Raw genomic sequence first — 12,918 nt, 5'->3', positions numbered from 1 at the left:
GATACAAATCCCTGTGAGGGTTTAAATATCGAACTTTATGCCTTGTGCAAGCGGTAGCTCACGTGAGTAATTGATGGTATTGGTTTGTCGGCGCATATAGGCTTTCCACGCATCCGAACCACTTTCGCGACCACCACCGGTTTCTTTTTCGCCGCCAAAAGCGCCGCCAATTTCAGCGCCGGAAGGGCCAATATTTACATTTGCAATGCCGCAGTCAGACCCGACTGCTGACAAAAAGAGTTCAGTTTCGCGAACATCTGTTGAAAATATACACGATGATAGGCCTTGCGGGACTGCATTTTGTAAATCAATGGCTTGGTCAAGGTCGGAATACTTTACTGCATACAAAATAGGAGCAAACGTCTCGCGATGCATGATATCAGATTGTGCTGGCATTTCGACAATCGCAGGAGCAACATAAGCTGCATTTGGATAGGTTTCGGACAATACTTGTCCGCCGCCATGAACTACACCGCCCTCGGTCTTTGCGCTCTCAAGCGCAGCATCCATAGCTTTCATAGCATTCGTGTCGATAATTGGACCAACTAAAGTTTCATCGTCAAGAGGGTCGCCGATGGGCAAAGTTTGGTAGGATTTAATCAAACGCGGTAATAAATCATCATAGATATCTTCGTGTACAATCAAGCGGCGGAGCGAGGTGCAGCGTTGTCCCGTTGTGCCAACCGCGGAGAAGACAATCGCGCGGAGTGCCATTTCAAGATCAGCAGAGGACGCAACGATCATTGCATTGTTGCCACCTAATTCTAGAATGGTTTTTCCAAGGCGTTTGGACATGTCAGAAGCAACGGCTTTACCCATTGGTACAGAACCTGTGGCGGAAACTATTGCAACATCTTGAGAGGCGGTTAGCAATTCGCCAATTTCGCGTTCTCCGATCAGAGTTTGTATCAGCCCTTCTGGGGCATCAGAACCAAACTTGGCTAGGGCGCGGTCACATATCTTTTGAACGGCAAGTTGAACAAGCGGTGTTTTTTCAGATGGTTTGGCAATGACGGGATCGCCGCAAACAAGAGCAAGGGCAGCATTCCAGCACCAAGGTGCGCAAGGGAAATTAAATGCTGTGATGATGCCGCAAACTCCCAATGGGTGCCATGTTTCGCGCATGGAATGACCCGGGCGTTCGGACGCAATCGTTAAGCCGTATAGCTGACGTGATAGGCCAACAGCAAAATCACAAATATCTATCATCTCTTGAACTTCACCAAGACCTTCTTGATAGATTTTGCCACATTCGAGCGTAACAAGGCGGCCGAGATTTTCTTTCTCCGCACGAAGTTCTTCGCCGAGCAGACGCACCAACTCACCACGGCGTGGCCCTGGCACTTTTCGCCATTCTTTAAACGCTTCAGCGGCTTTGGCAATAACAGTCCGGGCTTCCGTGATGTTGTGAGATTTAACACTGGCAATTACAGAGCCATCTACAGGTGTTGTAACGGTAAGTGTGCCGCCGCTTAGTTCATCGCTTGTAAAGCCGTTGGCAGTAAGAATTTCGCTAAAAGACATGTTCATTGCTTTCTTTGATTTACCATTAACTTCGCACAACACGCCTTGTGAGTATAACGAAATTTGGTCATAGTTCGATGAAAAATCGGAATGAGAATGTTTTACTACCTGCTCAGTCCTGTTACGTTTATTGAAGAGCTTTTACCTTTCGAAACCCACTGAGCATTATATCTGCCATCTGATCAATTTCAGCAGAGGTCATAGCAGTAGATAGCAGCCCGGAACCCGTTTCAATCATCAACAATCCCTCATCAAATACATGATCTAGGAATGTTGCCAGATATCGTTGCTCATCCGAATTTATGAAAGCTGAACGATAGTTTGTCGGAGCCAGCTCCTTAAAATGGATTCTAAACATAGAGCCAGCGCCTGTTACACATGCGGAAACACCCGAGATTTTTATGCTTTCCTCAATCGCAGATCGTGCAAGATCGGAGAGTTTATTTAATCGTATCACCGCCTGTTGGTTGAACCATTCCATTGCTGTTTTGCCTGCCGTCATGGTGATAGGGTTGGCACTAAATGTGCCATAATGTGGAAAACGTGCAGGGCCGTTCAATGGGTTCATAACGTCCATGATGTCTGCGCGGCCAGACAAGGCACCGACTGGAAAGCCACCACCTATCATCTTTCCCATTGCTGTCAGATCAGGCTTTACATCATAAGACCCCTGCGCTCCGTCATAATTAGTCCGAAATGTGATGACTTCATCAAATATTAGAAGCGCTTGGTTCTCTGTAGCCCAATTGCGCAAAGCCTTCACGAAACTCGGATCGGCAGGTATAACACCAATGCGATGTGGTAGAAGATCGAGAAGAACTGCAGCAATGGAGTCTTTATGTTCGTCGAGAATTTTGATGGCGTGTACTGTGTCGTTAAATGGAATGATGACGACATCATCCAGTGCACCTTGAGGTGTACCCTGCGAGACGGGAACGCGTGCGGGGTGTTCAATGTCACCCCAATTATTTGGTTTGGCCGTCTGGCTTACTTCGGCATAGTCATAAAGACCATGATAAGAGCCTTCGACCTTCGCAATTTTTGGTTTGTTGGTATAAGCGCGTGCTGCTTTTATGCAACTCATAACAGCTTCGGTACCGGAGTTTACAAAGCGAATTTTCTCAAAACTAGCGCAACGCTTTACCATTTGTTCTGCGTAGGAAACTTCAATCTCGGTGCCAACTGTGTAAGCGGTGCCCCTTTGTAGCTGCTCACCGACAGCATTTATGATTGCCGGATGTGCATGGCCGTGAATCAAAGATGCAACATTATTGGCGAAATCAATGCGCTCCTTGCCTTCTATGTCCGTCACAATGCAACCTTTGGCATGTTTGACGTAAACAGGATGTGGCTTACGCAATATTGTGTTACGAGAGCAACCGCCTGGCATTACGCGTTTTGCTCTTTCGTAGATTTGTTCGCTAGGTGACATGGTTTTCAACATTTCTCGTCTGCCGCGCTCTTGATAAGATGCTCGAGTTTGCCTTCGACATTATTCCATTTTTCTGCATCAGCCATCGGTTCTTTTTGATCCGTAATTTGCGGCCAAATCGATGCGAGTTGCTCGTTGATGTCCAGAAAGTGTTTTTTCTCTTCCGGCAAGTCGTCTTCATTATAGATGGCATCAATAGGACAGGCTTCGACACAAGCATCGCAATCAATACACTCATCGGGATGAATCGCTAAGAAATTCGGACCTTCATAGAAGCAATCGACAGGGCAAACAGATACACAATCAGTATGTTTGCAGTTGATGCAATTATCGGTGACGACATAGGTCATTTCGGCTCCTTTGATAATTACGAGTGGTAAATTTAGTCATGTATTATGATTTTATTTGCCCTCTATTCGGCGGCTTCGAGTTGAGTGCTAATAGGTTTGATGCCGTACATGGAGAATAACTCAGCCTCGTCCACGACGACGCGATCATCATATCCATTGAACCAGATTGCATCAGGATTTCGGCCAACGATGGTTACCTTCGCGCGATTGGATGCATCTGCTGCACCACGTAAAAGTTTGAAGACGACAACGCCGTTTTCTCCTCCCTTTACACCAGGGACGGGCGTATCTGTGATGGCCGCAACTTCTGTTTTACCTTTGTAGTGTGTAATCGATAAGCGAGCATGAGCTTCAACGCCAGAAAGTCCACGTTGGGATTCATTTAAAATTTTCCATGCGGTTTCAATTGGTACATTAAATGCTTTGTGACCGACAATATCTCGCCCACAGAAAAAGTAGTGATTTTCAATGCCGTTGCGTTTCAGCTCTCGTTGCAAAATGCGTAAAGCATCAGCATTGTCATTTATGTCAGCAATGATCGGGGATTGATTGTCGACGTTGATCCATGAGCGACTTCGAAGCTGTTTTACCGCTGATAGTGTTTCATGAATCCATTCCAGTCCACCATTTGGATTGTCGATATAAGTTCCGTCAGGATTTTTTTGCAGAAATTCGTCTGGGTGGTTGAAATGCACCATCATGCGGAGGCTGATTTGTGGATAAGCTTTATGAAATGCATCCAACATGGCGAAGAAATGCTCATCAAAACGTTCGGGAAAAAAGGCTAGTTCCTTGGTGCCGATGCGGATATTTTCAACACCTGCCTGCGCCAATGCGCAAAGCCATTGGGCAATGTTTTTGTTACCTAAAACCATAGGGTCGCCGCCGGACATTAGAACTTCCCGAAGTTTTTCACGCCCTGTTTCTGGATGTGTGCCACCGTTTTCTGAAACAATGCGGTTATGTTCTAAAATGTAATCAACGACGTCCTTGATTTGTGCCAAACCTTTGGGCGCGATCGTACCGTCTGGACGTTCAACGTCTTTTTTCGCGATCAGTTCTTCACGATAACAAAAACGACAATGGGCAGAACATGTTGCAGCCACATAGAGCAAGGCAAGTTCATATTTGTGGATCATGCCTTCTATTGGGCTATAAGACATTTGTTTGCCCGGGTCCTCTGCACCATCAAGGTCATATGTTTCTTTTGGGCTGGCTTTAACCAGCGTCTGTAGTGACTTTGATCGCACAGCTTGCTGGAAATAATGCCGTGTGATCTTGATTGGCATGCGTTTTTGTAGATCACGATCAGAACCATCTAGTGCAACAATTGCATCAAGCTCCTCCTTGGAATAAAAATCTTTCATATCTTGTGGAGCAGACCCCTCAATGAACTTTTTAAGCCCATTGATAATCTGGCGATCATACCTCCCATTTTGCACCGTTGCCAAAAATGTGTTTTCCTTATCCGATGGGATGTATTTTTCCATTGCCATTGAGCACCTCCAGATGGTCTGCATCATTTAACGGGAACATCGCGGTGATGTTCTGCCTCGCCAGTCGTGAATTTGCAGGCAATGTAATGTTAGTATTCGGCAATAAACAAACGCTTGTTCGTCACCGATTGATGAGTTGTTTTCATGCTTATGCAAAAATACTGGCTTTGCTGTCATCGATTATTCATGTATGTTTTTCATCTCACTGGCTAATTTATGGAGCTGGATTCATAGGTAATATTATGCACAAACAAAATATCCAGCGCAGATATCTGCCATCACATTCTGTATTGCGTAGTTTCGAGTGTGCTGCGCGGCATCAAAGTTTCACACTTGCTGCCGAGGAACTTCACCTCACGCAGAGCGCTATTAGCCGGCAAGTTAAAGAGCTTGAAGATAATGTGGGGACCGCGCTTTTTAGACGTTCTGGTAGACGAGTTCTATTGACCAAAGCAGGTCGTACACTTGCAGAAGAACTGGCAGTTGATCTTGAAAATATACACCAAACCATCATGCGTGCTGTCTCGGCAGGGCGTCAAGGGACGGCCATTAGCATGGCTGTTTTGCCAGGATTTGCAAGTCGTTGGCTTATCCCCAGATTGCCTGAATTTTCCGCACAACATCCCCATATTGAGCTCAATCTTTCGACACGGATCAAGCCGTTTGACTTGGATCGCGAACATTTTGATCTGGCTATCCACTTTGGGACCGATGATTGGCCAGATACTGATATGAGAGAGTTGTGTACAGAAACTATGATTGCGGTCTCCTCGCCAGAGTTTAAGAAACAGTATAAAATTTGTGATCTCAACAAATTGGCAGATGTTCCGTTACTTCACATGGAAACACGACCTGTCGTGTGGCAACAGTTTTTTCAACAGAATGGCATTGAAGATAACATTATTTTGTCGGGCAAATATTTTGACCAATTCTCGATGATTATTGCCGGCGCAGTTGCTTCGCTTGGCGCTGCGTTAGTGCCGACCTATCTTATCGAGCGAGAACTAGGTGCAGGGCTTCTGGTTCAATTAGGCGAACCTACGGTTACAACCAAAAACAGCTACTACATGGTGACGCCTAGCAATCGACGGAATGAAGACGTTGATCTATTGTGTGACTGGATGAAAAATTCCGTTGGTGAACGTGTGCTTTAATTTTGTTGAGGTCTAGCGCCAGACCAGATAATCGCACGCAGCCTATTCAGCATAAAAAGCGCCCGTTTTTGTGGCCAGGAAATCGACGAGAGGGATATCTTCCTGCTTTAAAAAACCGCTGTTAGGTAAGGTTCCGGCCCGCACCATCTCCATGATAGCAACAACAGAACCTGCGGTTGTCCAAGCAATTGCTGTACGCATTTTTCCTCCGATTTCAATCGGTCGATATGCACGTACAAATTCTTTACGTTGCAACCTGCCATCAATAGTTCCTTCGGCCGAGACATGAACATAGACCACGTCTTCGTTAACGGGCGGTTTGGCGTTCACCAATATCTCACCGGCTTCCTTGCGACGTTCACGCATTAGGAGTTCGTGAAAGAAAAAATTCATAAGTGCGGCATGCCCAGGATAACGCATCGTTTTATAGTCAATATTGGCGACTGATCCCAGATAGGTTTCGCACATAGTGCCAAGGCCGCCAGAGGTTGTGAAGGCTTCCAATTTGATTCCGTCGATATAGATATCCTCCAGCCATTCCATCGCGGAGACCCATTTAATCTCTCCATCTTCAAGAACTTCGCAATCATTGAGATATTCATTCACCACACCTTCGGGCGACCAATTGAATGAATATCCCATCAAGCCAGTTGGGTGTTGGGGTAGAGCACCCACACGCATTTTACAGCTGCGGCATTCGTCTAGCTCTGCGATTAAACTGGCTCCTGCAATGCCAATAAAACCTGGCGCCAATCCACATTGTGGTGCCATCAAGCCTTTAGAGGTTCTGGCTAATTCGATGATAGATTTTGTTGTTGGGACATCCTCGGTTAGATCAAAATAGTGGATGCCAGCTTTATAAGCTAACTTGGCTAGGCGCGCATTTAAATGGAATGGCAAACAAGAAAGAACTGCATCATTTTCCTCAAACTCTACCGCTACATCATCGGCTGATCTGAGATCAATTACCTTCGTCGTAAATGGTAGTTTGGTTTTTGATGGATTAATATCAATTCCAGTAACGTCGAACTCGGCTCCATGCAGCAGCTCCGCCGCAAGTGTGCCAACTTTGCCTAGCCCAAGGACTATTACTTTTTTCATGTTCTCTCCGATGTTCCAAACTTATTATCGTCTCAGGATTGTTCCATTTATTTCGTTTGTTACCGCTTCTTTCTTACGGCTCTATTAGATTTCGTTTTTGCTTGTTGTAATTTTAGACCTAACATCATTTTTGCTTCATTGGTCGTTGCAACTGGGCGTTCGTGTTTTTCACAAAGTTCTACGACCCTTTCAACGAGCGCTGCATTTGAAGGGGCAAGCCGATCTTTACTCAGTCGAACATTATCTTCAAGACCAGTTCGCGTGTGACCTCCATCACGAACTGCCCACTCATTTACGATCAGTTGCCCGCGACCAATCCCTGCGGCGCACCATTCCGCTTCTGGTGCTAAACGTTTCATTGTCTGAACGTAGTAAGCGAAGATATCCTCATCAACCGGTGTTGCATTCTTAACACCCATGACGAACTGCAGATATAATTTTGCTGGTAAACGACCGTCGCGGTGCATCTCAATAGCTTGATGAATATGGCTGAGATCAAACGCCTCAATCTCAGGTGTAATTTCATATCTTCGCATCTCGCTGGCGAGCCAGTCCACAAGATCTGGTGAATTCTCATATACGCGTGTTGGAAAGTTGCATGATCCGACTGATAGTGAGGCCATGTCTGGGCGTAATGATAGGCATGCCCCACGTTGTGTACCTGAACCAGAGCGCCCACCGGTTGAGAATTGAACAATCATTTCCGGTGTGTGTTTTCGTAGTCCATCAAGAAGTCTGCTGAATTTATCTGGATCGGAGCTGGGTGTTTGATCATCGTTTCTAACATGGCAATGAACGATGGTTGCACCAGCTTCGAATGCTTCATGGGTGCTCTCAATCTGTTCTTCCACACAGATGGGGACCACAGGATTGTTCGCCTTTGTTGGAAGTGACCCTGTGATTGCTACGCAGATGATGCATGGTTTTGACATTGCTCAGCAGTTCCATCTCTATTCAACTGAGTAAAAAGTACGTCAATTGTACTCATCAATAAAAACGTTACTTAGTCATGGATACATGAGTAAATAGAACATCGGTCAGGCTAATATCTGTGAAATGAATTATGGGACAATCTCACGTCAGCAGTCGGAACCAAAATGTTAGTTTCTGACAACCAAAACAGAACATGGCGCATGGCGAATAATTTGCGTGGCATATGAACCTAAACTATGTTTTTCAACGTCTGGCCGATGGGCATTTACAATCATCAATGATGCGTCAATTTTTTCCGCTAAAAGGAGTGCTTGTTCTCCTACACCACCACGTAGCACATGATCTTTGACCGAGCCAATATCAGCATCTTTTATGATGCTATTTAGTTCTTCATGTGCTCGCTTTGCTGCAGCTTTTATGTTTTCTTCCGGCACAAATGGCTCTATATAGCTGAAATAACCGTATGGCATAACATAGGCAATATGCAGCTCATCCCCTTCATTGCATTGTGACTTTGCCTCCCTGCACAGTAAGAGCGCATTATTGCGGTGGGCTATATCAATCATAGCTAATAGGCGTCTTTCTGTACTCATAAAGTGACCTTTCAAGACTATTTGCTCAAGACTTCTGGCAACCAGGTTGCCATCTGCGGGAACAAAACAAGGAAAACAATGAAGACACACATGACCAGAAACATCGGGAATGATGCTTTGGATATGAAGGCCATATCTTTACCCGTCATTCCTTGAAGCACAAAGAGGTTGAAGCCAATAGGCGGTGTGATTTGTGCCATCTCAACGACGATCATCAAATATACGCCGAACCAAAGCATATCAAAACCAGCAGCGCGAACTAATGGTTCGATGACAGCCATCGTTAAAACGATTGACGATAGACCATCCAAGAAACACCCGAGAATTATATAGAATATGGTCAGGATAAGAATGAGCATAAGCGGAGATAATTCCCATGCGCCGATAGTCTCAGCTAGTGCGCGGGGGATTCCTGTAAAGCCCATTGCAAGGGATAAAAAACCGGCGCCCATCAATATGAGCATGATCATGGCGGTTGTTCGAACAGAGCCCATGATACTTTCTAAAAGTCCATCGATTGTGAAACTACGTTGAATCATCGATAGGAGAATGGCACCAACAACACCGAGCGCTGCAGCTTCGGTTGCTGTCGCAATTCCTGAATATATCGAACCGATAACGCCACCGATTAATATAAGAACCGGCAATAAGTCGCCAATGCGTTTGGCAAGTGTTTCCGTATCTATGATGTCAATTTTCGGTTTAAATGTTCCACGATTAAGGAACGACCATCCCATAATGTAGATCATGAAGAAGATCGCCAAACCTAAACCAGGTAGCATCGCTGCCATGAAAAGTTTTGATATGCTTTCATTTACAGTTACACCGAAAATGATCATAGAAATGGAAGGTGGGATCAAAAGTCCTAGAGTACCAGCTCCGGATAATGTTCCGATAATCATCTTTTCTGGATAGTCGCGCGCGCGTAGTTCCGGGATCGACATTTTGCCAACCGTTGCCACCGTTGCAGCTGATGAACCAGAGATCGCCGCAAAAACAGCTGATGCACCAACGTTTACGTGTAATAATCCGCCAGGCAATTTGCGTAAGAAGGGTGCTAAACCTTTAAAGAGTGTTTCGCTTAGTTTGGTGCGAAATAATATTTCCCCCATCCAAATGAAAAGCGGTAAAGCGGTGAGCGTCCACGAAGATTGTTCACCCCAGATTGTCACCGCCATAGAATCGCCTATTGGAGCAGATGTAAAAAGAAACATCCCAACTATTGCAGTGGTTAAAAGTGCGGCTCCAACCCAAACGCCGATTCCAAGGAGGATGAATAACGTCGATAGGAAGATGATAACTGAAAGTGTCTCGGTCATACCTCGTTAGGTCCCTCATGCTTGTTTGTTTCAGGATTAACTTCGTCATAGTCAAAAAGTGCCTGACACAAAGTATGCACAACGGCGAGTGCGAGAAGACCCGCGCCAATTGCTACAGGTGTTTGAGGTATCCAAAGTAAAATAGCGTCGGCGCCTTCGCTCCGCTCACCGAAATCGTAGCTGTCATAGGCTAGACGGACCATATAATAGGCAATGAACAAAGAGACCAAAGACATGATTGATAGGCACAGGATCTCTATTTTACGCCTCGTCTCACCTATAAAATTTTGAATGAGGAGAGCAACACGAATGTGTCCTTGAGTTCTGAATGTGTAGGCTAGAGCCATAAAACTACTTGTGGCCATCACATAACCGGCAACATCTGTCGCGCCGCCTGCGAAGAAGCCGAATAAGCGGGACAGGATGCTATAAATAACAAGTGAGCACAGCAGCACCAGAAGTAATCCTGACCCCCAAGCTTCAATCTTGTATATCAGATCCAAAAAATCGGATAATTTACGAAGCATTTTCTCCTCCCCAAGAGAAAGAGGCGGATGATATTTCACCCGCCTCTAAGATTGTGTTGATCACATATTGTTAAATGCTTCGATGACAGCTTTACCTTTGTCACCAGCGCGCTCTAGCCATGCCTCTTTCAATTCAGCACCAACTTTTTCAAACTCAGCTTGCATGGCTGGATTGAGATTGCCAACAGTCATGCCATTTGTTGTAAATTGCTCAATATACCATTGATCCAATTCTGCAGATTTCGCCCAGCAATTTTCTTCCGCTGTTGCTGCTGCTGCTTCGATCACGCCTTTTGTAGCATCATCAAGACCAGCCCATGCCTTGCCATTTACGATCACCATGTTGCGGGGCAACCATGCTTTTACATCGTAGTAATGGCTGACATGTTCCCAAAGCTTACGGTCATAGCCAGTTGAGCCAGAAGAAATCATAGATTGAGCGACACCAGTAGCAAATGCTTGGCTCAACTCCGCAGCTTCAATTTTTGTCGGCAACATGCCAAGGCCTTCCGCCATTTTTGAAGTTGTTGCATTGTAGGCGCGGAATTTTAGGCCTTTAACATCATCAAGTGAGTTAGCTTCTTTAATGGTGTAAAATCCTTGCGGTGGCCATGGGCATGAATAAAGGAAGTGAAGACGGGCTTCTTCCAATGCCTCCTTAAGAGCGGGCTTTGATGCTTTATAAAGCTTCTTTGCACCTTCAAATCCAGTGGCCAGGAATGGCACGGAATCAACTTCATAAATTGCGTTGTCATTGCCAAGTGCTGAGATTAGGCGTTCGCCGATGGGGGCAAGACCTTTGCGAACAGCGCCGAATATTTCAGAGCCGCCGAAAAGTGAACCACCCGGGTGCGTAACAATGCTTAACTTACCGCCAGACTTTTCTGTTACTTCTGCAGCAAATTCTGCGGCGATTTCAGAATGGAAATTGGTTGCTGAATATGCCAGTGCCATATCCCATTTTTCGTCTGCGTGTGCATTAGTTGCAGCCACTCCCGCTATGAATGCGACACCGCACATAAGTGTTTTGATTTTAGTCATTTATAGTTCCTTCCACTAGTTTATTTGTGTAATTTTTATACATCGTTAAATCCGGCGAATTCGAATACAGCCCCTCATAATGTCGGTTATGGAAGTATATCCGCTATTATGCCGGTTAATTTCGTCGATTTAATATAATTCATGGTCGTAATATCCTTGCAAGCTACCTAAACATATTGAGTTTCAAATTATAAGCGAAATCTTGCAGGAGAAAATGGTGTGGGGTCTATAGGGCTTTCTGAATCGTTTATGAGGGATGATAATAGTTTTGCAGTTCCAGTGGATGTATTAAATCCGATATGTTGATGTCCACAAGCTAGCCAGACGTTTGGTAGATTTTTAAGTGCTCCGATTACAGGCAATCCATCAGGTAGGGAAGGTCTGTTGCCCACAGCCGGTGTAGGCATATCTGGCTCCCCCAAATCTAATATACTTCTTACGCGATTAATTGCATCTGTCATCGGTTTTCTATTTGCCCTCTGGTTGAGCGTTGTAAGATCAGTACCCGTTGAGATTTGAACTGAACCCGAACGCGGCGATAGAACGAGACCACCGCTGATATCGCAAATAGGGCGATTAATCTGCTTGTTTTCATCCAGCTTAAACCTTTGAATATATCCGCGTTCGACGATCATAGGCAGTTGAATACCGCAATCTTTAAGAAGTTTATTTGACCAAGCACCCGCTGAAACTACTACTTTATCAAAGTGAGTTGTTTCACCGCTGTGAGCGTGTATTTGAACGCCATTCGCATTTGTACTGGGTGAAATGCCTAAAACTTTGTGTTTTTTAAAGTGGGCACCGAGTTTTTTTGCGTGCTCAATGTAGGTTTTGACAATGGTACGAGGGTCCGCTGACGCGCTATCTTTTATATGTACGGAGCGATAAAATGTCTTCTTAAGAGCAGGCTCCAATTCCGATAATTCAGAAGGTGAAAGAACCTCATATTCGACATCATACTTGTCAAAAACATGTCGTCGGTTTGAGCCGGCTCGATACGCTGATTCATTTTCATAAAGCATCAACCAGCCATCGCGCTTCAGTAAGTCAGATTTTCCCATTTCTTTGAGATATTCATCATGGCCATTTCGCGAGAGAGAAATTATGTTGTGAAGTGCTTCTACTATCGGTTCGAACTGCGAGGGGCGAGCGTTGTTTAAGAATTTCAAACCCCAGTTCAGTGTCTGAAAAGATGACGACAAATTATAATGAAATCCGGGGGTTTTGCCCATGAGTAGGCGTGGGATATTGCCGAAAATCTGCGGATTATTGAGCGGGTATAGTGACGAAGTCGCCAGGACACCAGCGTTCCACTGGGATGTTTCCATCCCGGGTTCGGATTTATCAAAAAGTGTAACGTCGTGGCCGGTCTTTGACAGTTCTATCGCCGCACAAATTCCGACAATGCCCGAGCCAATGATTGCAACCTTTTCAACTGTCAATTTATA

Annotated in this window: 12 protein-coding genes; 1 reads left to right on the top strand and 11 read right to left on the bottom strand. The window is 45.2% G+C overall.

Annotated elements, in window-relative coordinates:
* Positions 1 to 21 precede the first annotated feature (21 nt).
* The 4 genes from G3W54_RS12865 to G3W54_RS12850 all read right to left on the bottom strand — a co-directional run bounded on the left by G3W54_RS12865 (position 22) and on the right by G3W54_RS12850 (position 4,802).
* Positions 22 to 1,530 carry an aldehyde dehydrogenase family protein gene (locus tag G3W54_RS12865; protein WP_244627890.1) on the bottom strand — a complete coding sequence of 503 codons (1,509 nt, stop codon included), beginning with the start codon at positions 1,528 to 1,530 and terminating at the stop codon, positions 22 to 24.
* 121 nt (positions 1,531 to 1,651) lie between these two features.
* On the bottom strand, positions 1,652 to 2,968 hold the full coding sequence (locus G3W54_RS12860) for an aspartate aminotransferase family protein (RefSeq protein ID WP_162653420.1): 1,317 nt from the start codon (positions 2,966 to 2,968) through the stop codon (positions 1,652 to 1,654).
* Entirely contained in the window at positions 2,962 to 3,306 is a 345-nt protein-coding gene (gene fdxA, locus G3W54_RS12855) for a ferredoxin FdxA (RefSeq protein WP_162653419.1), read from the bottom strand. Before fdxA ends, G3W54_RS12860 begins: the two co-directional genes overlap by 7 nt.
* Positions 3,307 to 3,368: 62 nt before the next feature.
* Positions 3,369 to 4,802 carry a hypothetical protein gene (locus G3W54_RS12850; RefSeq protein WP_162653418.1) on the bottom strand — a complete coding sequence of 478 codons (1,434 nt, stop codon included), beginning with the start codon at positions 4,800 to 4,802 and terminating at the stop codon, positions 3,369 to 3,371.
* Between the two features lie 47 nt (positions 4,803 to 4,849).
* Between G3W54_RS12850 and G3W54_RS12845 the strand changes: the two genes are divergently transcribed.
* Entirely contained in the window at positions 4,850 to 5,956 is a 1,107-nt protein-coding gene (locus G3W54_RS12845) for a LysR substrate-binding domain-containing protein (RefSeq protein ID WP_244627931.1), read from the top strand.
* 42 nt (positions 5,957 to 5,998) lie between these two features.
* Here the strand turns inward: G3W54_RS12845 and G3W54_RS12840 are convergent, their stop codons facing one another.
* The 7 genes from G3W54_RS12840 to G3W54_RS12810 all read right to left on the bottom strand — a co-directional run bounded on the left by G3W54_RS12840 (position 5,999) and on the right by G3W54_RS12810 (position 12,912).
* The gene (locus G3W54_RS12840) at positions 5,999 to 7,057 is read right to left on the bottom strand and encodes a saccharopine dehydrogenase C-terminal domain-containing protein (RefSeq protein ID WP_162653417.1); all 1,059 of its coding nucleotides are present in this window, start codon (positions 7,055 to 7,057) and stop codon (positions 5,999 to 6,001) included.
* Positions 7,058 to 7,116: 59 nt separating this feature from the next.
* A complete protein-coding gene (locus G3W54_RS12835; protein WP_162653416.1) occupies positions 7,117 to 7,989 on the bottom strand; it encodes a 3-keto-5-aminohexanoate cleavage protein in 873 nt (290 codons plus the stop codon).
* Positions 7,990 to 8,157: 168 nt separating this feature from the next.
* Positions 8,158 to 8,583 carry a universal stress protein gene (locus G3W54_RS12830; protein ID WP_162653415.1) on the bottom strand — a complete coding sequence of 142 codons (426 nt, stop codon included), beginning with the start codon at positions 8,581 to 8,583 and terminating at the stop codon, positions 8,158 to 8,160.
* Positions 8,584 to 8,600: 17 nt separating this feature from the next.
* Positions 8,601 to 9,902, bottom strand: coding sequence for a TRAP transporter large permease subunit (locus tag G3W54_RS12825; protein WP_162653414.1), 1,302 nt, complete (start codon positions 9,900 to 9,902; stop codon positions 8,601 to 8,603).
* Positions 9,899 to 10,429, bottom strand: coding sequence for a TRAP transporter small permease (locus tag G3W54_RS12820; RefSeq protein ID WP_162653413.1), 531 nt, complete (start codon positions 10,427 to 10,429; stop codon positions 9,899 to 9,901). The genes G3W54_RS12825 and G3W54_RS12820 overlap by 4 nt, the downstream gene beginning before the upstream one ends.
* Before the next feature lie 60 nt (positions 10,430 to 10,489).
* Positions 10,490 to 11,470 (bottom strand): TRAP transporter substrate-binding protein, encoded by a 981-nt coding sequence (locus G3W54_RS12815; RefSeq protein WP_162653412.1) that lies wholly within the window; start codon positions 11,468 to 11,470, stop codon positions 10,490 to 10,492.
* Positions 11,471 to 11,658: 188 nt separating this feature from the next.
* Complete coding sequence (locus tag G3W54_RS12810) at positions 11,659 to 12,912, bottom strand: FAD-binding oxidoreductase (protein ID WP_162653411.1); 1,254 nt, start codon at positions 12,910 to 12,912, stop codon at positions 11,659 to 11,661.
* Between the last annotated feature and the right edge of the window lie 6 nt (positions 12,913 to 12,918).

This window comes from Lentilitoribacter sp. Alg239-R112, assembly GCF_900537175.1.
GTDB lineage: Bacteria > Pseudomonadota > Alphaproteobacteria > Rhizobiales > Rhizobiaceae > Lentilitoribacter.
Note: the sequence above shows the minus strand (reverse complement) of the source record. Positions and strands in the feature narration are given on the sequence as shown.